This window comes from Centipeda artemidis DSM 19719, from assembly GCF_000426665.1.
GTDB classification, from domain to species: domain Bacteria; phylum Bacillota; class Negativicutes; order Selenomonadales; family Selenomonadaceae; genus Centipeda; species Centipeda artemidis.
Window position 1 is genome coordinate 1 of the sequence record NZ_AUFU01000018.1, and the last position, 22,767, is coordinate 22,767.

Sequence of the window (22,767 nt, forward strand, 5' to 3'; positions counted from 1 at the left end):
ATGCGAATGTAATGCGTTATAATTGAATAATAACACAACACGAAAAACATAAAGACATTCAACATCAAAAAAATCCAGCAAAACAGCGGTCTAGCGGGGTATCCCTGCATCTGCGTTTTACTGGATTTTCTTTTTTGACAGCTTATTTGACAGCCCGGGGCGTCTTATCTGCCGTATTTCTCACCGATATGATCAATTTTATTTGTTATGCCGTCCTGCATGTGATCGGTATTGTGGATGTAGTGATCCATTGTAAACGCGGCGGAGGAATGACCGAGGCGAACCTGTATCTTCTTTGCACTGACCTCCTGTTCGGCGAGAAGCGTCGCATGGGTGTGCCGGAACGAGTGAAACCGCAAATTCTCAGGGAGTTCCAGCTTTCGCTTTAGGCTGAAGAATGAGTGAGAAAGCGATCCCAGCGTCATGGGTTGTGTTATATCGCGCAAAGAACGGAACACGTAGTCATGATCCGAGATTCGGATACCTCTGGCGAAAAGGCTCTTTGCGAGAACCTTTTTCCACTCCAGGAGGTTTTTCAGCGCTACGTTCGTCAGCGTCACGTTCCGGATGCTGCTTGCCGTTTTCGGCGCGCCCTCATATTCTCCGCCTGCATACTTACGCGATTTTGTAACGTGTACCACCATTCGCTCCCAGTCTAAATCAGACCAACGCAGGGCGACGATTTCGCCGCGTCGCAAGCCTGTGTCCCAGGCGAACTTGTATAGATATTCAAGCTGCGTCCCTTCGATTTTTGATAGTAGGGCATGATATATTTCGGGGGTGACGATACCGGCGCGTACAGGAGCGTTTTTGTGTTTGCGAACGAAATCCATGGGATTTATGGCAATGAGCTGCTCGAATTTTGCCGCCTTGAAAATTGAGTACAGCAGGATATATACGGTGCGGCGGCTTCCGTCACCTTTGATTTTTGCGAGTAGCTTCTTGATTAGCACAGGCTTTACATCCGCGATCTTCATTTCTGCCGGGATGGAGGGGAGAATGTGATTATCAAGGAACTTGCGATAGGTCGATATGGTCGATCTTTCCAGTTTATCGACGTCACGCTTCGCGGCGAGAAATTCTTCGGCGAAATTGTGAAATGTTTCGACCGCCAAAAAGTCGGAGACGTTCGCCGCAAGAACGCGGCGACGCTCCATTTCGAGGTCGCGCAGATTGTATGCGTAGATGTATCGCTTAACCTTTTCCCCTGTGATTGGATTTTCGACGGTGACGCTCGACTGGTAGCGCCCGTCTTTTCTTTTTGTTGGCATTGGGTAGCCTCCTCGTGTATCAAGGGATTGCGGGAGATGGCGTCAAAGATTTAAACTATACTTTCAGATATTGATGCCGAAAATGTAAGGTATGCTTTGAAATAGTAAAAATCGCGGATCTTTGTATCTCGGCGTGGGGAGATATAAAAACTAAGCTATTTCTTCCTCCACCAGAGAAAGAGACTGGCGATACTGTTCCGCTTGCATAGTCCTGTTGAACTCTGCGGACGGGTCATATTTATCGACCAATCCTTCAAGTTCATCAATAGACACTTTGAAAAACTCTTTTCGCGCATTTACTTTGTTCACACGGTTTTGTTCGAGCGCCACATGCAGATCAGATTCTAGCTTCACGGCATCTTCGGAGAAAATGAAGCTGTGTACGTCAAATTTGAAGGGGACACTAGCATCTCCGAGTTCGTCTACGCGTTCTTGTGGATTTAGCCGCCGCGTCATGCCGACCTTGAACACATCGTCTCCGAACGACCCAAGATTGCTGATAACGTAGACATAGCCGGCTTTGCCGTTTTGCAGACGCGTTATTTCTTCCTGTTTTTCTTCAAGGTTATGTAGCTGACCTTCGAGTTCTTTGATTCGCTCTTGTAGTAACCTTGTTTTTTCATCATCCTCGGCGTCTACCATCTGTTGCCGGATATTTTCGATTTCAGCAGTATATTTGAGTTCCTCTTTTTTCATCTGCTCCTGTTGCTCTTTTAAACGGCGGCGCTCCTCGGCTTCCTCTCTCATCTGTGCGCGTAGCTCCTGTTGCTCCTGCCTTGCGGCTTCGCGCTTCACATAATACTCGTATTCTATTTTTACGGCATCTATAAAGAGGTATTCCAGTTCGCCTATAAATTTCGCCAGTGTAGCAGCTATCGTTTGGTTTCCGCTTTGCGCGATATTGATGTACCTATTTGTCATCGTTTTTACGGCTTCAATTCCGTCGCTCAACTTGGAATACGTAAGCGTATATAGGATATTTTGTAATTCTGCTCGGAGTGCAATAACCATGAGTTGATAGATCGCTTGATTTGTTTTTGTGCTATAACGCCCTTCGTAGCGCTCCAATGTACTGTCAATGAGTTTCTCATTTGCCCGGAAAGCTCGGCGGAGATCTTTGTAATCCATGCTATGGAGCTTTAGTGTTACGACAGGAACCAACTCATCGATATCCCTCATGAGTTCTACGGGTAAAGTGAGATATCGGTCATACGGTTCTGTCGATCCCTTGAAATAGGTTTTCAGAGTATGATTGACAGCATTTTGGATTGTCACCAAACGATCTATTTTTTCCTCACGGGAGACAAGTTTCTTTTCAAGAGATTCGAGTTCTTCTTTTGTGCGGGAAATTTCTGCGATATAAAAATCCTTCTTTTCGATCTCTGCATTTATTCGGTCTAGCTCAGTTTGTTTATCTTTGATACGAGAAATAGCCTCAGACAAAGCATCTTCCCTTGCCTGATCAATAATAGCCTGCTTATCAGCCGCCTTCTCATTTATGACGGCGAGTTTTACCTCAGCCTCCTTAATGAGCTCATCAACGGTGTTATTGGCTTCTTTTAGTATTGTTTCACGTTCTTTTTGTATACCGGCCTGGGCTCGCACGCTATATCGTTTCGCATGCCTAACCTTTAAGAAGACCAGTATTAAAAGCGTGATCCCGGCCATTGGGGTTATTGGAGTTGCAAAAATAGCTATCCCGCAAACAATAAGAATCCAATCACTGATGTACCATGGCTCTGTGTACTTATAGTGTTCGTCCATCAATGGTCACTTCCCCTAAATTCATTCTCTCTCTATTCCTTACACGATACTCCATCCAAAAAGGTTAAAAGTTATTCGCTTTCGCACCTCGTCCTTACCACAAATTCATCTGTCGATGGACATTTCGCCTTTGCATCCCTTGCAACTTTAACTCAGCATATTCCACGGGCAAGCCATACGACTGCGCGAGCTGATAGATAGAGCATTCGGGGGATTCGAGAAGGAGTTCATCCGGCAGTAGTAGCTCAGCAGCGAATGTATTTGCCTGCCGTTCAAATCGGCTGTGCGGGTTGAATGTCTTTGTGTCCATGAAAACCGTGTTTAAGTCTCGGTGCATCTGCATATGCCCCAGCTCGTGAGCAAGTACGAAGCGTTGTGTAATCTCATCCAAGTCCTCTGAAAGATAGATGATATGATTGCGCTTATGATACTGGTAGAACCCGTTGAGATCGACGAGGTGGCAATAGATCAGTACGATATCAAGTGCCCGGGCAATCGTAAAAGGATCGTTGGAGTTACACCGCCTCATGAGTTTGATTGCACATTCCCTTGCATTCATTGCTCAATCCTCGTGACGGTATTTCTTCGGCGTGTACTTTGCCTTGTTGCGCTTCTTCGCCATCTCCATCCCGATCTGCATCGCGTCAAGGATGGACTGGATGCTCTCGGGGCTTGCGGGGTGTCCGTCAAACATCAGCCCCTCCTCCTGCATGAGCTTTTCCTTCATATCGTCCATCATGCGGGTGATCTCGCGCTCATCTTTTGGAGTGAGGTCGGGCAGATTGTCTGATGCGGGGGCGGCGGATTCCTGTTCATCGTCGTCCCAACCCATAATGCTATTGGGGGATAGCTGCAAGACTTTAGCGAGCGATGCAATCGCTCCACGTTTCATGTTGGCAATTTCACCGCTCTCCCACCGCGAGATTGTCCCTTCACTCACACCGACTTTATCCGCGACCTCTTTCATGGTCATACCGAGGGCTATTCGCTTTTGCCGGATTAAATCTCTTATCTCCATGACATCACCGCCTTGTTGTGAAAACTTAATTCATTATACTCTGTTTCTTGCATTTTCGCAATATCTTTACCGAAAATGCTAAAAAACTTGCGCAGACGCATTGACTAAGAGTATCCAATGTGCTATATTGTACTTGCGTAGACGCAAGAAAGGAGGAAGATAGGCGTTGTTTGATAAAAACTTGTTCAAATTTCATGCGGGACGCGCCAATGCGTCAATGGAGACTATCGCCAATAAGCTAGGTATAAACGCCACCACGCTGTATAGAAAAATCAACGGTGAAAGCGACTTCACGCGCGGGGAAGTACAACTGCTACGCATGATTCTGAGACTCACCACGGATGAAGCCGATAGGATTTTTTTTGCCGAAAAACTTGCATAAACGCAAGAAAAACCAAGCGCCGCGCGTTGTCAGCATGAAAGGGGGTGACAGGGTGGAAGATATGAAGAAACTTTTGAGGGAAAGTGAGTTCTCACAACATCGGCTTGGTCTTTTGATTCAGACGAGGGTTAAATTTGCGGATGAACTGAAAATCCCACTAATACCGCTACAGCGCGAAAAGCTCCGCGTGCAATACGCAGAGCTTTTCGGGAAGATCGACGAGGTGATTGTGACCGAGGCGCGCGCACTATGTAGCCTGTACGACAACACCGCAGATATACAGGCTTCTGAGGCTAAATGCCTAACTGCGCTTTTGCGAGCGCTGAGCAGAGAGTCGTGACGACATCAAGAGAGGCACTTCCCCCGATGCCGGCAAGCTTCTTCTTTGCCTGTCCCCATACGTCATTGCTGCGGACGGAATCCAGGTATTCACATCCGCTGAAGGTCAATCGGTGAATGACAAAATAATCCGGGCTGCCAATACAAGAAGCGTCGATAGCGGAAATGAAGTCCGCGTCAATCAGCAGTTGTATATGGAAACCGATGATTTGCGGATTATCCGAAAGATCATCGAAATCACTGTTTTCAATTTCTGACTCTGCCTCTTCAATGCGAAGCAGCATATTACGCAGTAAGTCAAGATCACGTTTCATATCATCACCTCCTTTCCGCATTGATTATACCACGCTGAGAGGAGGGCAACAACCGCGAGAGGAGGTGAGGGGATGGAGAAAGACCTGATCCCGATCTGGGAAAAGGCGGTGCTCAACCTCGAAGAGACTGCCGCATATATGGGCATTGGTGTCGCACAGATACGCGCCCTTGCACACGCCGCACGGCATGGCATGGGCGACTTTCCTGCCTTCTGGGTGGGAAAGACGATCAAGGTATCACGTCGAGCGCTGCTGCAGTGGCTTGATGATGTAGCGGTATCGCACCGCGACCTAACCAAAGCAGCGGCGATTGTGGAGAATGCGAAGCAGATGAGCGAGGCACACGGGCGCGGTCGTCCGCGCAAGAGAAGGGAGGCAGTCGCATGAGCGGCAAGAAAGTGATTGCAGGATGTGTGATCGCGGGACTAGCGATCCTCTGCGCAGGGGCGTGTAACCCTTGGGACGACGACAAGAACGCCGTCCTTGTCGAGGAGGTATATACCGTACGCCCCGGAGATACCATCTGGGGTATCGCAGAAGAGTACCTTGCCAAAAATACCGGCACGCGCCGCTACATCCTCGAATACAAATCCGGCATCGAGGAGCTGAACCCGTGGCTCCTTGAACGGAAGGGGGAAATTTACCCCGGGGACAAAATTACCCTGACCTACTGGGTGAAGGGCGAGGAGGGAAAAGAATGACGCAATGGGCACCCTGCTCCGAACGCGTCGGCGGCATCCTGCCGATGTGGCGCGCGTGCCGCATGGTAGACGGGATGCGCGAAACAGACATTTCGATCTACGGAACACAGGGAGAGGCGCTCAAACGCGCACGCGAACTTAACGCAAAAGAAAAAGCGCCCGCACCGGCTGGCACCGATACGAGCGCAAGAGAATAAATCTAGACGAGGTCATTATATCACAAGGAGGACGTAATGGCAAAACTGATTATGACAGTTGCAGAGATGCAGGATGAAACGAAATGGTTGAACGCGAGAAACGCAGGGATTGGCGGAAGTGACGCCGCCGTCGTTGTTGGGCTGAATCGGTGGAAGTCTCCGTATCAGCTGTGGCTTGAAAAGACCGGCAAGACGGAGCCCGAAGACCTCAGCAACAACGAGTACGTCTACTGGGGCAAAGTCCTTGAACAGGCGGTCGCAGATCGCTTCTGCGAGGTCACGGGCAAGAAAGTTCAGCGTCGCGGACTCTTGCAGCACGATGACCATCCCTTCATCCTTGCCTCCGTTGATCGCATGGTGGTCGGCGAGGACGCAGGGCTTGAGTGCAAGACCTGTAACGGATTTGCCGCCAAAGAGTGGGAAGACGACGAAATCCCGGACGCCTACTATGTGCAATGCCAGCACTACATGATGGTGACGGGCTGCGCGAAATGGTACATCGCCGTGCTTATTGGCGGTAACCGGTTTGTGTGGAAGGAGATCCCCAGAAGCGACGCAGAGATTGAATTGCTCCTGCAGGCGGAGATTGCATTTTGGGACAAGGTACAAAACGGCATCATGCCGGATGTGGACGGGAGCGACGACTGCCGAAAAGCCCTGCAAAACGAATTTCGCGGCGGGAGCACCGAGCCGCTCACGCTGCCGGAGAAAGCGGCTGACGTCATCAAGATCATCAAGGAGCTCGAGGAGGTCAAGGATAGCACGGAGGAAAAACTCAACCGCCATAAGAACGAGCTCCGCGCCATGCTCGGAGACAGCGAGATCGGCTATGCGGGGGATTACAAAGTCACCTGGAAGCCGCAGGCAGGGCGAGAAGGGATCGATGCCAAGCGCCTCAAGGCGGAAGAGCCTGAAGTCTATAACAAGTACAAGAAGCAGGGCGCACCGACACGCGTTTTGCGGATCGCTTAACAGAGGAGCAAAGGAGGACATACATCATGGCAAATGTCAACGGCGGAGCAATCCAAAAGGCACAGACGGAAAAGAGCGCGGCGGTCAAGACGCAGCGCTCGATGAAAGACCTCATCATCTCGATGGAGGGGCAGATCGCAAAAGCCCTGCCCTCCGTCATCACGCCCGAGCGTTTCACGCGCATGGTACTCACGGCGATGAGCACGAATAAGGATCTCCAGCTGTGCACGCCGAACAGCTTTCTCGGCGCGATGATGCAGGCGGCACAGCTCGGCGTCGAGCCGAATACGCCGCTCGGGCAGGCGTATCTCATCCCATACAAGAACAAGGGCACGCTTGAGTGCAGTTTCCAACTCGGCTATAAGGGGCTGATCGACCTTGCCTATCGGAGCGGCGAGGTCAAGGACATTCAGGCGCACGAAGTACACGAGAATGACACCTTTGAGTACGAACTCGGGCTTGAGCCGAAATTGAAACATATCCCAGCAATGAAGAATCGCGGCGCAGTTATCATGTACTACGCCATTTTCCACACGAAGGACGGCGGCTATGGATTCAATGTCATGAGCGTTGACGACGTTCAGGAACACGCAAGGAAGTACAGTAAACCCTACGGGTCTTCGTTCAGCCCGTGGAAGTCGAATTTTGACGAGATGGCAAAAAAGACCGTCCTGAAAAGATGTCTGAAATACGCCCCGATTAAAACTGAGTTCGCTCGCAGCATCAGCACGGATGAGACGATTAAGACGACCATTGCGGCAGATATGGCGGAACAGGCGGACGAGACGGATTATATCGATGCCGAGGTCGTCGAGAAGGATGCCCCTGAAGTCATCGAGGAAAAAGGTCGTACCGTTGATGCGGCAACGGGCGAAGTCCTCGAACTCGAGGCGGAGGAGCAGGCATGAACAAAGTCGTATTGATCGGGCGTCTCGCCCGCGATCCGGAGGTTCGCTACACACAGAGCGGCAAGGCGGTCACATCATTTACGCTCGCGGTTGACCGCCGCGTCCGTAAAGATGCGGACGCACAGCAAACAGCAGATTTCATCCCCGTCGTTGCATGGGACAAGCTCGCCGAGATATGCGGCAACTATCTGACAAAGGGACGCAGGACGGCGGTGGAGGGGCGCATACAGGTGCGCAGCTACGAGGTGAAGGACGGCTCGAAGCGCTACGCGACGGAAGTTATCGCCGAAAATGTCGAGTTCCTCGGGGATAAAGGCACGGGGGATAACACCTCGCAGGGATACGGCGGAACGCCCGTCTCTGATGAAATGATCCCGTTCTGATGATCGTCCCGGGTAAGGTTGTGCAGGAGGTAGAGGAGGGCTTTCTCATCCTCCTCCCTGCTGCCGACAAGGAGGCTCTCAAGGGCAAATACAGGCGGGGAGTTAATATCGAGCTGTGCGACCCGCGCAGGATCAGTCCCGAACAGCGGCGCAAGGCATACGCACTCATCAGGGACATCTCCCTATGGATGGGTGGAACGCCGATGGAAACGGCAAAGGAGCTCACGAAATGGATCTTTCAGGAGAGCGAGCCCGCGACACTGGAGGAGATGTTCTCACTCTCGGACTGCTCGATGGAGGTTGCACGCCTCTATATCACGTTCCTCATCGACTTTTGCCTCCTGCACGACATTCCGTGTGGCGAGCCTCTCTACAAGCTCGCAGAGGACATCGGGCGGTATGTGTGGGCATGCGCCCTTAACAAGCGGTGCGCGGTGTGCGGCAGGAAAGCGGAGCTGCATCACTGCGCGGGGAGCGTGGTCGGGATGGGCAGGAACAGAAAGGAAATCTGCCATATAGGCATGAAGGTTCTGCCACTGTGCAGGACGCATCACACGGAGATTCACCGCATAGGGCATGAGACGTTCTTTCGGCGGTACATCCTAGAGCCTGTACGGGTGGATGAGCGGATCGCGACAGTCTACAAGCTGAGGAAGGAGTAGCAAAGATGGATTTTGAGTTTAATCCAAAATATAAAGTCGGTGACGAGGTACAATACAACGACCTTGAAGGTGTCTGCGGCACTGTTGTTGCGGTTGAGGAATGCGAAACTAACGATTTCGAGGCATATATCGGGTATCTCGTGGAGTATGAAGACCGAAGTCGTGAATGGTGGGCTGAACAGGACATCAAAGGGCGATATTGTGATCCTGAGGACGACTTGCGTCCGGATGAGGCGGCAGAGGAAGCATAAGGAGAGGGGACGCGCATGGACTACATACGGCAGATGAGCGCATTTATTGACCGCTCTGCGGCGGTGTCTTTAAGTGCGTCCTCTTATGCTCTCTATCTACAGCTATTTGGTCTCAACAACAAACGCCGCTGGGCAGAGTGGTTCGAGGCGAGCAATGCGTTTTTAGAGACGGTCACGGGGCTCACGAGCAAGACGATTCAAAAGGCACGGCAGGAGCTTATCGAGAAGGGATTCATCTCTGTTCAGCTTGGTGATCGACGCATCCCAACGCAGTATCACATCATCCGTTTAGGGGAGAAACTCCCCTATAATGGAAACTCGGATGAATCTTTAGGGGAGGTTATAGGGGAAAAATTCCCCTATAAAGACAATGTTTTAGGGGAAAAATTCCCTCAAAAAGAAGTTTTAGGGGAATCTTTAGGGGAGGTTTTAGGGGAGGTTATAGGGGAAAAATTCCCCCAAAAGGACGCCGCAGAGCCTACAGCCTCAATGGATTCCGAGCCCCCTAAAACAAAAACAAAAACTAAAACAAATAATAATAAACAGCAGCAGCAGTATATACCGCGTGCGTGCGCGCGTGAGGACGAGCCGCAGCCGCCGCATTCTAGGGATAAGCCGGATGATGACCTAGGAGAAGTGATGCGTACCTTCTCGGACAACATCCATCCCGTTACGGGGGCGATAGAGGCGGATAAACTCGCTGACCTCTACGACACCTACGGGGCAAAATGGGTCATCGCCGCAATCGCGGAGGCGGTAGAGTGTGGCGGTCGCAATCTCCGCTACATCTCGGCAATCCTCGAACGGTGGCAAAGAGACGGATTTAAGACACAGCGAAAAACGAAAGGAGCGGTGGCAGATGGAGCAGGCGAAAGAGATCATAGCGCGGATGTCTCCGCAGATGAAACTCCGTGGATACAGCAGCTCAGAGAGTGGGAGGAGCGAAAACGAAACTCCCCGCGTCCGTGGGACATACAACCTCCCGCAGGAGGTGATCGAGATGCACCGGGAGGAGATCATCCAGATCGAGGACGAGCGGGATAGGTGTGCCGGCTGTGCGGGGACGTGCTACAAGACCGGCTCCGCGCAGGGGATGATCCCTGTCGTCACGGATGATTACGGCCGCTATGGTGTGAGCTATACCGTCTGCGATGTGGAGCGGAGGCGCCGTGAGAAGGTGCGGCTCGACCGCCTCTTCCAAGCGGCACATGTGCCGAAGCGGTACCGCAATCTTGGCTTTGCCGATTACCGCGTCACACAGCGCAACAAAGAGGCGGTAAGGGCTGCGCGGTGGATGGTGACGGCAGAGAGCGGCGGGCTGCTCCTGCATGGCGGACGGGGCGCAGGAAAGACGATGCTCGCGGCTATCATCGCGAATGAGCGGGCAAAGAGCGGCAAGAACGTCCTCTTTGCCAGTGCGATTGACCTCCTCGCCGACATCAAGGCAACGTTCGGAAAAGGGACGACGCAGGAGGTAACGCAAGCGATACGAACGGCGCCAATGTTGGTGCTCGATGACCTCGGGACGGAGCGCATGTCCTCATGGGTTGGAGAACAGCTTTTCGGGATATTCAACCATCGCTACAACGAGGAGTTGCCGACGATTGTCACGTCGAATTTTGCGCCCGAGCAACTGAGCAAACACCTATCGGAGATAGACCCGAAGAAACGGGAGAAAGACATTATGGGCGAGCGCATCGTGAGCCGTATTTGCGGGATGTGCGAGCCGATACGGATGGAAAGCCTCGACTGGCGGATGAAGGAGGTAGGATGATGGACGAATACACACCTTGCAAGAAAAGCGACCCGACGGCACGGGCGGCAATCGGAAACGTTGACAGGGACGGATTTCGCACCGTTCGAATGATGAGCGAAAAAGAACTTGCGCGGCATAGAAAGCAGACGCAGCTATGGAACGCGCGCAAGGAGGAAGAACAGCGGCGCGTGATACAAAAACGGCAGGAGAAATTGCGCCGGCAGAACGCGGAGCTTTTGATGCGTGTCAACTACGTCTTGCGTGCGGGACTAAAAATCAAAGAGTTTACGCGGTGTGTCTCCCTCGATTACAGCGGGCGGGTAAACGCCATCGAAATTCGCGAACTTGAGAGGATCGGAGAGAGCGTCGGGGCGGCATATGAGCGGATCGAAAAGATTGTCAACGCCATCGTTGACCGCAATACAGAGAGGAGAACGATATGATCCTGCACACGCGACGCAAGCCGAACAAGTACGGTGCGAAGAAAACGACGGTATACGGGCGCACGTTTGACAGCAAGCGCGAGGCAGAATATTACCTCGAGCTGCTTGACCTCAAGCGTCGGGGCGAGGTGGTATCAATCACGCTGCAACCGTCCTTTGAGCTCCTTGAGGGGTTCGTGGACAACGCAGGGTACAAGCAGCTCCCGATTACTTACACGCCCGATTTCCTCGTGCGGTACGCGGACGGGCATACTGAGGTCGTCGAAGTAAAGGGCATGAAGACGCGTGACTACATACTGCGGAAGAAGCTGTTCCTGCACAAGATGCGGGGGACGGGGTTGATGTTTCGGGAGGTGCGATGATGAAAAAATATGCGTGGAGCTTTGACGAGGCAGATCCTTTTATGGGCGAGTTTGTATCCGCGGAGGAGGCGTTGAAATATGCGCACGAATATGATCCGGACTACAAGGATGTATACGTTGGCGAGGTCGTCCCGTATGTGTCGCATATTTGCGGTGGATGGGTTATTGAGTGTCTGCAAGAGGACGCTGTAAACGAGTGTGACGAGGTCGCAGATGAATGGATGACAGACGTCACACAGGAGGAGGAAAAAGACCTGTCCGATATGCTGACAGCGGCGTTTGTAAAATGGGCAAAGAAATACGGACATATGCCGAATTTTGAGCGTGTTATCAATGTGCAGCATTATCAGATGCCCACGGGTGAGGAGGTTCGGTGACGCGCCGGAGGAGAGGGCAACATGTCAATTTACGGGTATGTGCGCGTTAGCACTCGCGAGCAAAATGAGGATCGGCAAATAATCGCCCTGCAAACGCTTGAGATACCAAAGAAAAATATCTTCGTCGATAAGCAATCGGGCAAAGACTTTAACCGCCCCGCTTATCAGAAGATGGTGCGGCGTCTGAAAAAGGACGACGTGATTTATATCAAGAGTATCGATCGACTCGGCAGGAACTATGAAGAGATACAAGAGCAGTGGCGTATATTGACCAAGGAAAAAGGCGTTGACATTGTGGTCGTCGATATGCCGCTGCTTGATACACGGCGGGGGAAAGACCTCATCGGAACGTTCATCAGCGATCTTGTCTTGCAGGTGCTTTCGTTCGTTGCCGAAAGCGAACGTGCGAACATCAAGCAGAGACAAGCCGAAGGGATCGCGGCGGCAAAAGCGCGCGGTGTAGAGTTTGGCAGACCGGCGCGCCCGCTGCCGGAGAACTTTCTTGAATGCTATCGGCAGTGGAAAGCAGAGAAAATTACAGGGAGTGCGGCAGCGCGGGCGTGCAGTATGCCGCTTGCTACCTTTCGTTACCGTGCGGAGCGATACGAAAAGGAGGTACAAGATGCGGTATGAGGACGAGCTCGGCATAGTCTACTACGTCGCGCCGGATGGGAAATCAGCAAAAGGGAGGCTGCGGTACTCGGTGTACTATGCTGATCAGGGACAGGCGCCAGAAGTACTTATAGGGGCGTATCCCACGAAGAAGGATGCGTTAGACAGGCTTGAGGCATGGGCAAGGCTTTATGACTGGCAGAGGACGGAATAGGAGGATGGCATGAGCGAACAAAGCGCGGTGAAGAAATACTCCGTTATGGAGGAGGGATTGATCTCTCCACAGGGGCTTGAAAGGTATCCGCAGGACGAAGAGCAGAACGAATACCGCTATATCCATTTCCCATGGCTTGATAAAATTGCCGAGGGACTCACGGCAGGGGCGCGTAAGCATCCGGGCGAAACGTGGCGCAGTATCCCTGCAGAGGAGCACGCCGCACGCGCACTGCGGCATCTCTCGCTGTGGCTTGCAGGTGATCGGAGTGACAGCCATATCATCAACGCGAGTATGCGCTGCATGATGGCGTTTGCGATGATGGAGGAAGCGGAGGTCGGCGCACGTTGAGAGCAAAAGAATACCTGCAAAAAGTACGAGAAGGAGAGCGTTTGTTGCGTCTCCTTGAATCCGAACGCGTACAGTGTGAAGCCGATATTATCAGCCTGAAGGGCGTTAGCTATAACAAGACCATTGTCAGCGGAGGCGGTCAACCCACGGACTTGTCCGCCGCGATTGCAAAACTCGAGTACTACGCCGCGCGTGTCAATCGGCAGTGGGACACTGTAATCATGCAGCGCGAGGAGGCAAAGGCGCTGATCGCGAAGCTGTCCGACGTGCGTTATCGCGAAGTCCTGACACGGCGGTATATCCTGTGCGAGAGCTGGGAGCAGATTGCCTGTGCGATGGGGTATACATACCGATGGGTGACACATATGCACGGCGCAGCATTACGAGCTTTTGAAAAAGAGTGCCTAGAAGTTCCTATTTGATCTGTGGTATAGTGTAGGCTGTGGAATATGAGGCGAAGCGTCCGACAAGATACTTCGCCTTTTCAGCAAAAAAATATAAAAATAGCTAGAAAAAGTATTGACAAAAACAAGAGGAGGCGATATAATAAAACCATAGAAAGGAGGTGGTACATGTGATAGAAAAGGGCACGGATTACATCGAACTCGCCGCCGCGCTGATGACGGTAGGCGAAGGACTCTACAAGCTCGGCAAATGGCTCGAAGAAAGGAAAACCGAGAAAGAGTCGAAAGAGAAATCCGAAAAGAAAAAGCCCCGCAGTCGAAAGCGTCGGAAGCGCAAATAGCTGACAGCGGAGCCACAGGAAAGGGGGCGAGCAATCGCCCCTGACCTGTGGACATTCTATCACATGTAGGACGATGAAGACAATATTGTTTTTCTCAGTCGTGATGGCCGTACTGATTGCGCGCAGAGCAGATACTATACAATGGCTAGACTGGCTGTTAGGCGTCGGCGTCGGCGTAATGCTATCCGCATGGGTCGTGTACTGGAGGGTGCGCCATGACTAACGGATGGGGCGGTGCGCGCGAAGGGGCGGGGCGTCCGCGTACGTCTCCCGACGGACAACTGAGAAAGCAAAGGCAGACGCGAGCTTCTGATGACGAGTGGGAGCTCATCCGAGCCTTCGCGGTTATTGTCAAGAAGGATCCTGCGCGTGCCGCGCGTATGATGAAAACAAACTAACCTACAACGCAAAAAGGGCGTTGCCATTATGGCGGCGTCCTTTTTGCATGGGATGAAAGGAGGGCGAGGGTATGAGGCGAGCGCTGCACGAGTGTTGCATGCCGGGCTGTCATGTCTTGACGCGCGAACGATTCTGCGAAGCGCATAAGAAGACGCGCGAACGCGACAGGTTATCGCCGAGCCGCCGCGGATATAATGCGCGGTGGCAGCGCGAACGCCTAGCGTTCCTCGCCGCGCATCCGACGTGCGAGTGTCCTGAGTGTGTGGCGAGCGGCGCGCCTCTCATGGCGGAGGTCGTTGACCATATCAAGCCGCATAAGGGCGACCAAAATTTGTTTTGGGATAAAACTAACTGGCAGGCGATGTCAAAGCGCTGTCATGACCGCAAGACGGCGAGAGAGGACGGCGGATTCGGAAATGCCCCCGGGCGGTGAAAAAGTTTTCAGACAATTTACCGTACCGCGCCTTTCCTTTTTCTGTAAAAATTTCGTGTTACAAAGCTGTCAGATTAAACCGTTTGTTTGATGAAAGGAGGTGTATCGCATGGGACGAAACGCAAAACCGATTGAACTGCATCTTGTAAACGGCAATAAGAGGCACTTGACGAAAGCCGAGATCGAGCACCGCAAAAGAGCCGAAGTGAAATTCGGCGATTCGAAACTTGTTTGTCCCTCGTTTGTGAAAGCACTTCCGGCGGCCGCGAAGAAGTGGCGGGAGATGGTAAAGCTTTATCAGGGCTTTGATTTCGTCCGCTCCGGTGACGTCGGCATGCTTGCGCGGTACTGCGTGGCGTACGCCGAATACCTCGATCTTGTCGAGCACCGGCAGCGCATACGCGAGATCAAGATTGACGGCATGGATGAGGGCCTGCTCACTGCTGTTCTGCCGGAGGTTTATTCCCGGCAGCGCGCAGTGAAGACCTTTGAGAAGATCGACTACATCCTCTCGGTTGCGGGTCTGCTCGCGCTCGACAAGGCAATCAACGCGAAGATGGATGCGCTCGTCAAGATGGAGGATCGCTTGTTTCTCAATCCGGTTGCTAAAATCAAGAACGTACCGAAGACGCCGGAGAAGAAGCTTGACGCGGCGGCGGAAAGGGGCTTTGACGTATGAGCCTGCTCGAAGAACTCGAGGCATATAGTAAAGCCTGCATCGCTGATGCCGCATGCTGCTGTGTCAAGCACCGATGGGCGTGCATGCGGTTTCTGCGCGACGTCGAGCGCGCGGGCACAGATGATTTCCCGTACGTATTTGACGAGCCGCGGGCGGAGCGCTTCTACGCGTGGGCTCGCCTTCACAAACACACGAAAGGGATTCTTGCCGGCGAGCCGATCGAGCTTGCGCCGATACAGCGATTTATCTTCGGCAACGTGTTCGGCTGGGTACATCGGGAGACAGGGCTTCGCCGTTTCCGTCGCGCCTATTGGCAGGTGGGGCGCAAGAACGCGAAGTCGCAGAGCCTCGCGCTTGTCGGTGACTATCTGCTTATGGCGGACGGGGAACCAATGAGCGAGGTGTATATCGGCGCGACGAAGAAGGCGCAGGCCGAGATCATCTACAAGGAAACCGTCGCGATGCTGCGGCGCAGTCCTGAGTTTTTCCGCGGCAAGTGGCACGAGAAGTACAGCATCATCACGCATCCGAAGACGGACAGCGTCATGCGTGCGCTGTCGAAAGACGATGGTAAGACGGGCGACGGATTGAGTCCACACGGCGGGTTGATTGACGAGTACCACGCGCATCCGACAGACGAGATCCTCGAGGTGATTAACACCGGTATGATCGCTCGGTCGCAGCCGCTCTTGTTTGTGATTACGACAGCGGGCTCGAACTTCGGCGGGCCGTGCTATCGCGTCGAATATCCGCTCGTCGAGAAGATACTAAACCCCGCGCTTGACTTTGACGTTGTCGATTACTTCGTCATGGTCAACGAGCTCGACCATGACGAATCCGGTAATCTGCTTGACGACGTCAACGACGAAACGACATGGATCAAAGCGAATCCGATAGCCGCGTCCTACGACGAAGGCGTCGCGAATATCCGCAGCAAGCTGAACGCGGCGATAGAGAGCCCCGAGAAGATGGAGTCGTTCTTGACGAAGAATATGAATCTGTGGGTCAATCGCACCGCCCAATCCTACATGGATATGGAGAAGTGGAAAGCCCGCGGCGCGGTCGATCTTGCGTCAGTCGACTATCACGGCGCCGACGCATACGTGGGTATCGACCTCTCAAGTAAGATCGACCTCACGTCGGCGGGGATCGTTATCCCGGTCAAATATCAAGATCGGTGGCGGCATCTTGTACTCGGGCACAGCTTTATCCCGGAAGACACGATGCACGCCAAGGAGAAGACCGACCGCGTCCCATATAGCACATGGGCGCGGGCGGGACATCTGACGGTGACGCCGGGCGAGGTGGTCGACTACCGGTATATGACTGAGTGGCTGCTCACGAAAGCGGACGAGCTCGGAATCAACATCCGCGAGATCTGCTACGACCCGTATAACGCCACGCACTACGCGCAGGAGCTCGACGCGGCAGGGCTCACGTGCGTCGAAGTACGACAGGGTGTCGCAACGCTCTCCGAGCCGACGAAGGGATTCCGCGAGGCGGCCTATCAGGGCGACATCCTGCACGTTGAAAATCCGCTCCTTGACTGGGCGATCAGCAACGCGGTGATGCGCGTCGACAGTCAGGGGAACATCATGCTCGATAAAGCGAAGTCAACAAATAGGATCGATCCGATCGCGTCCGTGATGAACGCGTTCACGCGGGCGCTGTCTATGGCGGATACCGATCTTGAAAGTTATATACTCAGCGATGATTTTAGTTTGTGAGGAGGTTGTGAATATGGGTAAGTTATGGCGTTGGGCTGACGACGGCCTGTTGGTGTTCAGTGCGGCGTGTATCGTCGTGGGGAGCACGATGCTTGATCCTATCCTAGGGCTTTTCGTGCTCGGTTTGGTCAGCTTTATTGCCGCGCTCATCATAGCGCGTGTGAGGTCGGACATCGAGGGCGGCGGTAAACGATGATCCTGCAGAAACTATTCTCCCGCCGCGGCGCCTTTCTCGGTGTGGATGATCCGGCGAGCGATCTGCTGAATCCCGCCGCGTGGCTGATCTCCGCACTCAGCGGAGAGGATGGGAGTATCACGGCGAAGCAGGCAGCGCGGAACTCGAACGTATATGCGTGCGTGAGTATCCTTGCCGACGATATCGCCAAGCTTCCGATCCACACCTTCACCGTTGACGGAGGCAGAGACGAGGGGAAAAAGCATCCCGCGGCGCGTCTGCTATACGAACGCGCGAACCCCTTGATGTCCGCATTCACATTCAAGCAGACGCTGCAGGCGCATCTCGGACTATACGGCAACGCCTACGCGCTGATTGCGTGGGGGCCGTCCGGATATCCCGATGCGCTCTGGGTGCTTGATCCGTCCGTTACGGTGCCGCGGCTTGACGTTGGGACAGGTCAGTTGACCTACCACACGCACGACCGCGCAGGGCGACAGTACGTGTTACAGCCGTCCGACGTGCTGCATTTGCGTACGATGACACTTAACGGCATTGTCGGCGTGCCCCCGTGGAAGACGCTCGCGCCGGAGCTCGACGGGCAGAAGGCGACGAAGGAGTTCATCAGGAACTTCTACAAAAACGGCACGCACGTCAGCGGCGTGTTGCAGGCGTCCACGAAGATAGACGCGGAAGCAAAGAACAAGCTGCGCGGCGAGTGGGATAAGATTTACGGCACACCTGAGAATGCGGGCAAGGTGGCCGTCCTTGATATGGGGCTTGACTATAAGCCGCTCGGCATGCAGCTCGATCAAGCACAGTTCATCGAGACGCAGAAGTTCGGCATCAATGAGGTTGCGAAGGTTTACCGTGTGCCGCCGCACAAACTCGCGCAGCTTGACCGTGCGACCTATGCGAATGCTGAGGCGATGGGACTTGACTACATCAAGACGACGCTCCTTCCGATCTTTACGCAGTGGGAGCAGGAGATCAACTACAAGCTATTCACGGAGACGGAGCGCACGAAGTATTACGTCAAATTCAACGCGGCTGCCGAGCTCCGCGGCGACAGTGCGATGCGCGCGCAGTACTATAAGCAGATGCTCGAGACGGGCGTCTACACGATCAACGAGGTGCGCGCGATGGAAGAGCAGCTTGCGATCGGTGAGAACGGAGACAAGCACTTCGTCTCGCTTAACTATACGACGCTGGATAATCTTGAAGCGCTGCAGCTCGCGAAAGCCGGCTCGGCGCGCTTGAAAGGAGGTGAGGGGGGATGGGAGCACAGAGAGAGCGGCGGACGCTGACGACGGCGCTTGAACTGCGGGAGATCGATGACGGTGCCGGAGGCAAGCGGCGTGTGTTCGAAGGCTACGCGCTTAAATTTAACAGGCGCTCCGAGAACCTCGGCGGCTTTGACGAAATCCTGCGTGAGAACTGTCTTGACGGGACAGACATGTCGAACGTCGTCGCGCTGTATAACCATGACGCGAGTTATCCGCTTGCGCGGAGCACAGTGCCGAGCGGCGAGGGGAGCCTGCGGCTTACCGTTGACGGCATCGGCCTACGTTTTACGCTGACGCCGACCGAAACGAGCTATGCAGCTGACCTCGAGCGCAACATGCGCGCGGGCGTGGTGAATCAGTGCTCGTTCGCGTTCACGGTTGCCGACGACGGGCAGGCGTGGACGTATGAGCATGACATAGACATGTATCACCGCGAGGTCACAAAGATCGCGCGTTTGTGGGACGTGTCAATCGTTACGACGCCGGCTTATCCGGATACGGAAGCCGTTGCGAGCGAACGCGCCTTTGCCGCGGCGAAGGCTGCCGATGAAGCCGCTCGACAGGCGGCTGAGGAAAGAGAGACTCTGAAACGGCGTCTTGCCGTTGAAGTAGAATGCTTAGTTGACTAAAGGAGGATCACACATGAACGAGAAAGAACGTGCTCTGCGTCAGGCGATGGAGCAGAAGCAGGAAGAGATTCGCGGCTTGCTTGAGACGGACAAGCTCAGTGAAGCCGAGGAGAAGACGGAGGAGCTCCGCAAGATGAAGCGCGAGCTCGATGTCATGCGCGAGCTTGACTTGCCGCAGGTCGTACCGCCCGCCGCACGCGGCGCGGAAACAGTTGAGACGAGCGTAGAGGAGACCGAGGTGCGCGGCGCCGACGTCCTTGCAAAGCTCCTGCGTGGACGTGCAATCACCGAGGCGGAAAGCAAGTTGATTCCCTCCGTGCGTGCGTCGGCAGGGCTCAACGAGACGACGGGAGCCGAGGGCGGATACATCGTGCCGGTCGATGTGCAGACGCGCATCAACGAGCTCAAGCGCACGTTGAACCCGCTTGACGCGCTCGTGCGTATTGAACCCGTCGTCACGATGTCCGGCTCGCGCGTCATCGAGAAGTCGTCGGTGATGACCGCGTTCGCGGATGTCGCCGAGTTTGCGAAGCTGGCTGACACCGACAAGCCTGAGTTCGTCCGGATCGAATACGCGATCAAAAAGTACGGCGGCATCCTGCCGATGTCTAAAGAGCTTCTCGCGGACACCGATCAGAATCTGATCGACTATGTGACGCGCTGGCTCGCCAAGAAGGACGTTGTCACGCGCAACGCGAAGATCGTTGCCCTCCTCAAGACACTGACGGCAAAGCCGCTTGCGGACGTCGACAGCATCAAGGGCGTGCTCAATGTTGATCTTGATCCCGAGATCGCGCTGGCTTCTGTGGTCGTCACGAATCAGGACGGGTTTAACTACCTTGACACGCTCAAGGATTTGCAGGGGCGCTATCTCCTGCAGCCGAATCCGCTCGAGCCGACGCAGAAGATGCTGTTCAGCCATCCTGTGCACGTCGTCTCGAATCGGACGCTGCCGACCGAAACGAAGAAGGTTCCGGTCTTTATCGGCTCGCTTGAGGATGCGATCACGCTCTTTGACCGTCAGGCGCTTAGCCTCGAGGGGACGACGGTTGGCGGGCAGTCATTCGAGCGTGACAGCTTCGACATCAAGGGCATCACGCGTTTCGACGTGCGCAAGGTTGATGCCGAAGCGGTTGTCTACGGACAGATTACGCTCGCGTAAGAGAGGAGGCAGGCGGCATGCTGGAAGCCGTAAAGCTGTATTTGCGGATCGACCACGATCATGAAGACGAGCTGCTGCGCGGGCTGATAGCCGCCGCCGTCAGCTTTATCAAAAGCGGCACGGGCGTTGAAGTGCGGGAGGACAACGAGAAGGGAATGCTGATCGTTAAGTTCCTTGTCGCGCATTGGTACGAAAATCGGCAGCTGGCGGGGCAGGGCTCCGAGCTGCCGTTTTCCGTTACCGCGCTCATGCTGCAGCTTGAAACGGAGAAAGGAGAATAGCATGAAAGTACGCGTGTTGATTAAAACCGTCATCAGCGGTCATTGGCTGAGCGTCGGCGATGTGTACGAAGGAACAGAAGAAGAGCTGCGCCTCTACCTTGACAGCGACTTCGTCGAGCCGATCGGGAATCCGAAAGCTCCCGAAGAGAGTGCGCCTTCGGCGGAACCAGAGCCGGAACCAGAGCCGGAACCGGAACAGCCGGCAGAACCCCTTAAGCCCGAAAAGCCCGAAAAGGCGAAAGGAAAGGGGAAGAAATGAACCCCGGGCGTATGCGTTACCGTGTAATCGTACGGAGGCGCATACAGAAGCCTGACGGCATGGGCGGGTATTCGTCAAAATGGGAGGACGTCGGTCAGCTATGGGCGGATGTGCGGAGCCCGCGCATCCGTGAACAGCTTGCGGCGGGAACTCCCGCAACGGAGCTCACGGGCGAGATTGTGACGCGCCGCGGCGGTATCGAAATACGGCGCGGCGATCAAGTCGTCGAGGGGCGTCATCGCTATGAGGTGATTGACGTCAAGCCATATGACCTTGAGACGCAGTGCGCGTTAGTGCGGGAGGTGGAGAGCTGATGCTTATACGGGTTAAAACCGAGAGCGTTCGAGAGGTGTTCCTCGCGATCGACAGCTACGAAGCGGAGACGAAAGACCGGCTCGCCCGAGCCGTCAATCGCAGTCTCAATGCGATACGCCGGGGTGCGAAAGCTCGTATACATTCGCGCTCCGGTTATCTTGCAAAGCGCATTCGAAAGACCTTCGATGCGCGCGTCATCTCGGGGACCGTGCGGAGCACCGCCCCGCATGCGCATCTCGTCGAGTTCGGAACGCACGGCGTTCGAATGGCGGGGAGCAAGGCAAAGCTGCGCTCAACGAATCCCGTCCGCGCAAAACCGAAGGTCGGGCTCTTTGGGCGCCGCGTGCCGAAAGCAATGAAGATCCCCGGCATCGGTTACCGTATGTCGTATAAGCATCACGGATCGAAGGCGCATCCGTACATGAGCCCCGCATTTTCGAGCGAGCGATCGCGGTATATTCAGAACCTGCAAAAGGCCCTGCAGCCGAAGAAGAGGTGATCGAATGGCACGACGGATTCCGCTCATCGCCCTCCAGCGGGCGATCTACAAACGGCTGACGGAGTGTCAGGACGTCCCTGTTTACGACGCCGTACCGGACGACGTTAACGCGCGGTATGATTTGCCGTGCATCACGTTCGGCGCATTTACCTATAAGCCCGATGGAACGAAGCAGGATGACGTCGCGCACGTGACGCTGCAGCTCGACGTGTGGTCGGCGGAGTCCGGTCGCGCGGAAGTGCAGCAGATCACGAACGACATTGCACTGCTCATCGAGCACAGCCGATTAACGCTTGACGACGAGTTCGAAGTCGTCCGGCAGGAGATAGATTTTTTCGAGGCATTCGCCGAGGATCCTTCGGGGTATCACGGTGTGATAACGCTTGCGGCGGATGTGCTCAATACCAAGAAGGAGGAATAACATATGCCGATTACAAAGCTGCCGACGCCCAAAGACGCGGCTCTGCATCTTGCCCTCGGCAAGGATTTCATTCTCGACGTCAACACGGGCGCTGACGAAGATACGCCGACTTGGACGGCGGTCGGCGGCCAGCGCACGACGAAGCTGTCCCGTCAGGCGGACGAGATCGACGCAAGTCATAAGACGTCGGGGAGTTGGAAGGATTCTGCGGCAGGTCTGCGCAGTTGGTCGATGGAGGCGGATGCCGTCGTTATCATCGATGACAAGGGCGCCGAGGCCGTTGACTTCGCGTTCACGAACGGTCAGCCGGTGCATTGTCGGTTCCGTTATCCGGATGGGACAAATTACATCGGATGGGCGGCCGTGACGGAGTTTAGCATTGATACGTCGCACACGGACGTTGCGACGTTGTCGATCAAGCTCAGTGGCAAGGGCCCGCTCAAGCAGGGCACGAAGATCACAGCCGGCGGCTAATCAGAT

Annotated in this window: 38 protein-coding genes; 33 read left to right on the forward strand and 5 right to left on the reverse strand. The window is 54.3% G+C overall.

Annotated elements, in window-relative coordinates; all coding sequences use genetic code 11:
* Nucleotides 1-164: 164 nt before the first annotated feature.
* From K341_RS0109645 to K341_RS12840, 4 genes are all read right to left on the reverse strand, one after another.
* Nucleotides 165-1,271 carry a tyrosine-type recombinase/integrase gene (locus K341_RS0109645; protein ID WP_026762658.1) on the reverse strand — a complete coding sequence of 369 codons (1,107 nt, stop codon included), beginning with the start codon at nucleotides 1,269-1,271 and terminating at the stop codon, nucleotides 165-167.
* A 150-nt stretch (nucleotides 1,272-1,421) separates the two neighbouring features.
* Nucleotides 1,422-3,035: a GIY-YIG nuclease family protein gene (locus tag K341_RS12835; protein WP_211221218.1), complete on the reverse strand. Its 1,614-nt coding sequence runs from the start codon at nucleotides 3,033-3,035 to the stop codon at nucleotides 1,422-1,424.
* 94 nt (nucleotides 3,036-3,129) lie between these two features.
* On the reverse strand, nucleotides 3,130-3,594 hold the full coding sequence (locus K341_RS11825; RefSeq protein ID WP_051217806.1) for an ImmA/IrrE family metallo-endopeptidase: 465 nt from the start codon (nucleotides 3,592-3,594) through the stop codon (nucleotides 3,130-3,132).
* Nucleotides 3,595-3,597: 3 nt separating this feature from the next.
* The gene (locus K341_RS12840) at nucleotides 3,598-4,053 is read right to left on the reverse strand and encodes a helix-turn-helix domain-containing protein (RefSeq protein WP_026762660.1); all 456 of its coding nucleotides are present in this window, start codon (nucleotides 4,051-4,053) and stop codon (nucleotides 3,598-3,600) included.
* Between the two features lie 166 nt (nucleotides 4,054-4,219).
* Between K341_RS12840 and K341_RS0109665 the strand changes: the two genes are divergently transcribed.
* Entirely contained in the window at nucleotides 4,220-4,435 is a 216-nt protein-coding gene (locus K341_RS0109665) for a hypothetical protein (protein ID WP_037349617.1), read from the forward strand.
* Between the two features lie 293 nt (nucleotides 4,436-4,728).
* On the opposite strand, the gene K341_RS0109670 is transcribed toward K341_RS0109665, so the two are convergent.
* The gene (locus tag K341_RS0109670; RefSeq protein WP_026762662.1) at nucleotides 4,729-5,088 is read right to left on the reverse strand and encodes a DUF2513 domain-containing protein; all 360 of its coding nucleotides are present in this window, start codon (nucleotides 5,086-5,088) and stop codon (nucleotides 4,729-4,731) included.
* Nucleotides 5,089-5,160: 72 nt separating this feature from the next.
* Here K341_RS0109670 and K341_RS0109675 point away from each other — a divergent pair, with 72 nt between their 5' ends.
* The 32 genes from K341_RS0109675 to K341_RS0109830 all read left to right on the forward strand — a co-directional run bounded on the left by K341_RS0109675 (nucleotide 5,161) and on the right by K341_RS0109830 (nucleotide 22,761).
* Entirely contained in the window at nucleotides 5,161-5,475 is a 315-nt protein-coding gene (locus tag K341_RS0109675) for an excisionase (RefSeq protein ID WP_026762663.1), read from the forward strand.
* Nucleotides 5,472-5,789 (forward strand): LysM peptidoglycan-binding domain-containing protein, encoded by a 318-nt coding sequence (locus K341_RS0109680; RefSeq protein WP_026762664.1) that lies wholly within the window; start codon nucleotides 5,472-5,474, stop codon nucleotides 5,787-5,789. Before K341_RS0109675 ends, K341_RS0109680 begins: the two co-directional genes overlap by 4 nt.
* A complete protein-coding gene (locus K341_RS0109685; RefSeq protein ID WP_026762665.1) occupies nucleotides 5,786-5,986 on the forward strand; it encodes a hypothetical protein in 201 nt (66 codons plus the stop codon). Before K341_RS0109680 ends, K341_RS0109685 begins: the two co-directional genes overlap by 4 nt.
* 36 nt (nucleotides 5,987-6,022) lie before the next feature.
* Complete coding sequence (locus K341_RS0109690) at nucleotides 6,023-6,958, forward strand: YqaJ viral recombinase family nuclease (protein ID WP_026762666.1); 936 nt, start codon at nucleotides 6,023-6,025, stop codon at nucleotides 6,956-6,958.
* A gap of 26 nt (nucleotides 6,959-6,984) precedes the next feature.
* Entirely contained in the window at nucleotides 6,985-7,866 is an 882-nt protein-coding gene (locus tag K341_RS0109695; protein WP_026762667.1) for a recombinase RecT, read from the forward strand.
* Complete coding sequence (locus K341_RS11830) at nucleotides 7,863-8,249, forward strand: single-stranded DNA-binding protein (RefSeq protein ID WP_071604423.1); 387 nt, start codon at nucleotides 7,863-7,865, stop codon at nucleotides 8,247-8,249. Before K341_RS0109695 ends, K341_RS11830 begins: the two co-directional genes overlap by 4 nt.
* On the forward strand, nucleotides 8,249-8,911 hold the full coding sequence (locus K341_RS0109705; protein WP_026762668.1) for a putative HNHc nuclease: 663 nt from the start codon (nucleotides 8,249-8,251) through the stop codon (nucleotides 8,909-8,911). Before K341_RS11830 ends, K341_RS0109705 begins: the two co-directional genes overlap by 1 nt.
* 5 nt (nucleotides 8,912-8,916) lie before the next feature.
* Complete coding sequence (locus K341_RS0109710; RefSeq protein WP_026762669.1) at nucleotides 8,917-9,162, forward strand: hypothetical protein; 246 nt, start codon at nucleotides 8,917-8,919, stop codon at nucleotides 9,160-9,162.
* 15 nt (nucleotides 9,163-9,177) lie between these two features.
* Nucleotides 9,178-10,206, forward strand: a complete 1,029-nt coding sequence (locus tag K341_RS12120) for a DnaD domain protein (protein WP_051217808.1) — start codon at nucleotides 9,178-9,180, stop codon at nucleotides 10,204-10,206.
* Nucleotides 10,163-10,936 (forward strand): ATP-binding protein, encoded by a 774-nt coding sequence (locus K341_RS0109720; protein ID WP_026762670.1) that lies wholly within the window; start codon nucleotides 10,163-10,165, stop codon nucleotides 10,934-10,936. Before K341_RS12120 ends, K341_RS0109720 begins: the two co-directional genes overlap by 44 nt.
* The gene (locus tag K341_RS0109725) at nucleotides 10,936-11,361 is read left to right on the forward strand and encodes a hypothetical protein (protein ID WP_026762671.1); all 426 of its coding nucleotides are present in this window, start codon (nucleotides 10,936-10,938) and stop codon (nucleotides 11,359-11,361) included. Before K341_RS0109720 ends, K341_RS0109725 begins: the two co-directional genes overlap by 1 nt.
* Nucleotides 11,358-11,723, forward strand: a complete 366-nt coding sequence (locus tag K341_RS11840) for a DUF1064 domain-containing protein (protein ID WP_037349619.1) — start codon at nucleotides 11,358-11,360, stop codon at nucleotides 11,721-11,723. The genes K341_RS0109725 and K341_RS11840 overlap by 4 nt, the downstream gene beginning before the upstream one ends.
* Nucleotides 11,723-12,100 carry a hypothetical protein gene (locus tag K341_RS0109735; RefSeq protein ID WP_026762672.1) on the forward strand — a complete coding sequence of 126 codons (378 nt, stop codon included), beginning with the start codon at nucleotides 11,723-11,725 and terminating at the stop codon, nucleotides 12,098-12,100. Before K341_RS11840 ends, K341_RS0109735 begins: the two co-directional genes overlap by 1 nt.
* Before the next feature lie 21 nt (nucleotides 12,101-12,121).
* Nucleotides 12,122-12,733 carry a recombinase family protein gene (locus tag K341_RS0109740; RefSeq protein WP_026762673.1) on the forward strand — a complete coding sequence of 204 codons (612 nt, stop codon included), beginning with the start codon at nucleotides 12,122-12,124 and terminating at the stop codon, nucleotides 12,731-12,733.
* Nucleotides 12,723-12,926, forward strand: coding sequence for a hypothetical protein (locus tag K341_RS0109745; protein WP_026762674.1), 204 nt, complete (start codon nucleotides 12,723-12,725; stop codon nucleotides 12,924-12,926). The genes K341_RS0109740 and K341_RS0109745 overlap by 11 nt, the downstream gene beginning before the upstream one ends.
* A 9-nt stretch (nucleotides 12,927-12,935) precedes the next feature.
* Nucleotides 12,936-13,277 (forward strand): dATP/dGTP diphosphohydrolase domain-containing protein, encoded by a 342-nt coding sequence (locus tag K341_RS0109750; RefSeq protein WP_026762675.1) that lies wholly within the window; start codon nucleotides 12,936-12,938, stop codon nucleotides 13,275-13,277.
* Between the two features lie 44 nt (nucleotides 13,278-13,321).
* The gene (locus K341_RS0109755) at nucleotides 13,322-13,699 is read left to right on the forward strand and encodes a hypothetical protein (protein ID WP_248676907.1); all 378 of its coding nucleotides are present in this window, start codon (nucleotides 13,322-13,324) and stop codon (nucleotides 13,697-13,699) included.
* Between the two features lie 152 nt (nucleotides 13,700-13,851).
* Nucleotides 13,852-14,022 (forward strand): hypothetical protein, encoded by a 171-nt coding sequence (locus K341_RS12655; protein WP_009350416.1) that lies wholly within the window; start codon nucleotides 13,852-13,854, stop codon nucleotides 14,020-14,022.
* Nucleotides 14,023-14,237: 215 nt separating this feature from the next.
* The gene (locus tag K341_RS0109765; RefSeq protein ID WP_026762677.1) at nucleotides 14,238-14,420 is read left to right on the forward strand and encodes a hypothetical protein; all 183 of its coding nucleotides are present in this window, start codon (nucleotides 14,238-14,240) and stop codon (nucleotides 14,418-14,420) included.
* 71 nt (nucleotides 14,421-14,491) lie between these two features.
* Nucleotides 14,492-14,854, forward strand: a complete 363-nt coding sequence (locus K341_RS0109770) for an HNH endonuclease signature motif containing protein (RefSeq protein ID WP_026762678.1) — start codon at nucleotides 14,492-14,494, stop codon at nucleotides 14,852-14,854.
* A 109-nt stretch (nucleotides 14,855-14,963) separates the two neighbouring features.
* Nucleotides 14,964-15,533, forward strand: coding sequence for a P27 family phage terminase small subunit (locus tag K341_RS11845; RefSeq protein WP_037349622.1), 570 nt, complete (start codon nucleotides 14,964-14,966; stop codon nucleotides 15,531-15,533).
* A complete protein-coding gene (locus tag K341_RS0109780) occupies nucleotides 15,530-17,260 on the forward strand; it encodes a terminase large subunit (protein ID WP_026762679.1) in 1,731 nt (576 codons plus the stop codon). Before K341_RS11845 ends, K341_RS0109780 begins: the two co-directional genes overlap by 4 nt.
* 13 nt (nucleotides 17,261-17,273) lie before the next feature.
* A complete protein-coding gene (locus K341_RS0109785) occupies nucleotides 17,274-17,456 on the forward strand; it encodes a hypothetical protein (RefSeq protein WP_009350422.1) in 183 nt (60 codons plus the stop codon).
* Nucleotides 17,453-18,742, forward strand: coding sequence for a phage portal protein (locus tag K341_RS11850; RefSeq protein WP_051217810.1), 1,290 nt, complete (start codon nucleotides 17,453-17,455; stop codon nucleotides 18,740-18,742). Before K341_RS0109785 ends, K341_RS11850 begins: the two co-directional genes overlap by 4 nt.
* Nucleotides 18,712-19,350 carry an HK97 family phage prohead protease gene (locus tag K341_RS0109795; protein WP_026762680.1) on the forward strand — a complete coding sequence of 213 codons (639 nt, stop codon included), beginning with the start codon at nucleotides 18,712-18,714 and terminating at the stop codon, nucleotides 19,348-19,350. The genes K341_RS11850 and K341_RS0109795 overlap by 31 nt, the downstream gene beginning before the upstream one ends.
* Before the next feature lie 13 nt (nucleotides 19,351-19,363).
* Nucleotides 19,364-20,512: a phage major capsid protein gene (locus K341_RS0109800; protein ID WP_026762681.1), complete on the forward strand. Its 1,149-nt coding sequence runs from the start codon at nucleotides 19,364-19,366 to the stop codon at nucleotides 20,510-20,512.
* Nucleotides 20,513-20,529: 17 nt separating this feature from the next.
* Entirely contained in the window at nucleotides 20,530-20,793 is a 264-nt protein-coding gene (locus K341_RS0109805; RefSeq protein WP_026762682.1) for a head-tail connector protein, read from the forward strand.
* Between the two features lies 1 nt (nucleotide 20,794).
* Entirely contained in the window at nucleotides 20,795-21,052 is a 258-nt protein-coding gene (locus tag K341_RS0109810; RefSeq protein ID WP_051217812.1) for a hypothetical protein, read from the forward strand.
* Between the two features lie 11 nt (nucleotides 21,053-21,063).
* On the forward strand, nucleotides 21,064-21,366 hold the full coding sequence (locus tag K341_RS11855) for a phage head completion protein (protein ID WP_162141749.1): 303 nt from the start codon (nucleotides 21,064-21,066) through the stop codon (nucleotides 21,364-21,366).
* On the forward strand, nucleotides 21,366-21,866 hold the full coding sequence (locus K341_RS0109820) for an HK97 gp10 family phage protein (RefSeq protein ID WP_026762684.1): 501 nt from the start codon (nucleotides 21,366-21,368) through the stop codon (nucleotides 21,864-21,866). Before K341_RS11855 ends, K341_RS0109820 begins: the two co-directional genes overlap by 1 nt.
* Before the next feature lie 4 nt (nucleotides 21,867-21,870).
* Complete coding sequence (locus K341_RS0109825) at nucleotides 21,871-22,287, forward strand: DUF3168 domain-containing protein (protein WP_009350430.1); 417 nt, start codon at nucleotides 21,871-21,873, stop codon at nucleotides 22,285-22,287.
* Nucleotides 22,288-22,290: 3 nt separating this feature from the next.
* Entirely contained in the window at nucleotides 22,291-22,761 is a 471-nt protein-coding gene (locus K341_RS0109830) for a phage tail tube protein (protein WP_009350431.1), read from the forward strand.
* Nucleotides 22,762-22,767 lie beyond the last annotated feature (6 nt).

Coding starts and splice junctions, on each gene's coding strand:
- K341_RS0109645 (WP_026762658.1), bottom strand. CDS start 1,271: ATGCCAACAAAAAGAAAAGACGGGCGCTACCAGTCGAGCGTCACCGTC.
- K341_RS12835 (WP_211221218.1), bottom strand. CDS start 3,035: ATGGACGAACACTATAAGTACACAGAGCCATGGTACATCAGTGATTGG.
- K341_RS11825 (WP_051217806.1), bottom strand. CDS start 3,594: ATGAATGCAAGGGAATGTGCAATCAAACTCATGAGGCGGTGTAACTCC.
- K341_RS12840 (WP_026762660.1), bottom strand. CDS start 4,053: ATGGAGATAAGAGATTTAATCCGGCAAAAGCGAATAGCCCTCGGTATG.
- K341_RS0109670 (WP_026762662.1), bottom strand. CDS start 5,088: ATGAAACGTGATCTTGACTTACTGCGTAATATGCTGCTTCGCATTGAA.
- K341_RS0109675 (WP_026762663.1), top strand. CDS start 5,161: ATGGAGAAAGACCTGATCCCGATCTGGGAAAAGGCGGTGCTCAACCTC.
- K341_RS0109680 (WP_026762664.1), top strand. CDS start 5,472: ATGAGCGGCAAGAAAGTGATTGCAGGATGTGTGATCGCGGGACTAGCG.
- K341_RS0109685 (WP_026762665.1), top strand. CDS start 5,786: ATGACGCAATGGGCACCCTGCTCCGAACGCGTCGGCGGCATCCTGCCG.
- K341_RS0109690 (WP_026762666.1), top strand. CDS start 6,023: ATGGCAAAACTGATTATGACAGTTGCAGAGATGCAGGATGAAACGAAA.
- K341_RS0109695 (WP_026762667.1), top strand. CDS start 6,985: ATGGCAAATGTCAACGGCGGAGCAATCCAAAAGGCACAGACGGAAAAG.
- K341_RS11830 (WP_071604423.1), top strand. CDS start 7,863: ATGAACAAAGTCGTATTGATCGGGCGTCTCGCCCGCGATCCGGAGGTT.
- K341_RS0109705 (WP_026762668.1), top strand. CDS start 8,249: ATGATCGTCCCGGGTAAGGTTGTGCAGGAGGTAGAGGAGGGCTTTCTC.
- K341_RS0109710 (WP_026762669.1), top strand. CDS start 8,917: ATGGATTTTGAGTTTAATCCAAAATATAAAGTCGGTGACGAGGTACAA.
- K341_RS12120 (WP_051217808.1), top strand. CDS start 9,178: ATGGACTACATACGGCAGATGAGCGCATTTATTGACCGCTCTGCGGCG.
- K341_RS0109720 (WP_026762670.1), top strand. CDS start 10,163: ATGCACCGGGAGGAGATCATCCAGATCGAGGACGAGCGGGATAGGTGT.
- K341_RS0109725 (WP_026762671.1), top strand. CDS start 10,936: ATGGACGAATACACACCTTGCAAGAAAAGCGACCCGACGGCACGGGCG.
- K341_RS11840 (WP_037349619.1), top strand. CDS start 11,358: ATGATCCTGCACACGCGACGCAAGCCGAACAAGTACGGTGCGAAGAAA.
- K341_RS0109735 (WP_026762672.1), top strand. CDS start 11,723: ATGAAAAAATATGCGTGGAGCTTTGACGAGGCAGATCCTTTTATGGGC.
- K341_RS0109740 (WP_026762673.1), top strand. CDS start 12,122: ATGTCAATTTACGGGTATGTGCGCGTTAGCACTCGCGAGCAAAATGAG.
- K341_RS0109745 (WP_026762674.1), top strand. CDS start 12,723: ATGCGGTATGAGGACGAGCTCGGCATAGTCTACTACGTCGCGCCGGAT.
- K341_RS0109750 (WP_026762675.1), top strand. CDS start 12,936: ATGAGCGAACAAAGCGCGGTGAAGAAATACTCCGTTATGGAGGAGGGA.
- K341_RS0109765 (WP_026762677.1), top strand. CDS start 14,238: ATGACTAACGGATGGGGCGGTGCGCGCGAAGGGGCGGGGCGTCCGCGT.
- K341_RS0109770 (WP_026762678.1), top strand. CDS start 14,492: ATGAGGCGAGCGCTGCACGAGTGTTGCATGCCGGGCTGTCATGTCTTG.
- K341_RS11845 (WP_037349622.1), top strand. CDS start 14,964: ATGGGACGAAACGCAAAACCGATTGAACTGCATCTTGTAAACGGCAAT.
- K341_RS0109780 (WP_026762679.1), top strand. CDS start 15,530: ATGAGCCTGCTCGAAGAACTCGAGGCATATAGTAAAGCCTGCATCGCT.
- K341_RS0109785 (WP_009350422.1), top strand. CDS start 17,274: ATGGGTAAGTTATGGCGTTGGGCTGACGACGGCCTGTTGGTGTTCAGT.
- K341_RS11850 (WP_051217810.1), top strand. CDS start 17,453: ATGATCCTGCAGAAACTATTCTCCCGCCGCGGCGCCTTTCTCGGTGTG.
- K341_RS0109795 (WP_026762680.1), top strand. CDS start 18,712: ATGGGAGCACAGAGAGAGCGGCGGACGCTGACGACGGCGCTTGAACTG.
- K341_RS0109800 (WP_026762681.1), top strand. CDS start 19,364: ATGAACGAGAAAGAACGTGCTCTGCGTCAGGCGATGGAGCAGAAGCAG.
- K341_RS0109805 (WP_026762682.1), top strand. CDS start 20,530: ATGCTGGAAGCCGTAAAGCTGTATTTGCGGATCGACCACGATCATGAA.
- K341_RS0109810 (WP_051217812.1), top strand. CDS start 20,795: ATGAAAGTACGCGTGTTGATTAAAACCGTCATCAGCGGTCATTGGCTG.
- K341_RS11855 (WP_162141749.1), top strand. CDS start 21,064: ATGCGTTACCGTGTAATCGTACGGAGGCGCATACAGAAGCCTGACGGC.
- K341_RS0109820 (WP_026762684.1), top strand. CDS start 21,366: ATGCTTATACGGGTTAAAACCGAGAGCGTTCGAGAGGTGTTCCTCGCG.
- K341_RS0109825 (WP_009350430.1), top strand. CDS start 21,871: ATGGCACGACGGATTCCGCTCATCGCCCTCCAGCGGGCGATCTACAAA.
- K341_RS0109830 (WP_009350431.1), top strand. CDS start 22,291: ATGCCGATTACAAAGCTGCCGACGCCCAAAGACGCGGCTCTGCATCTT.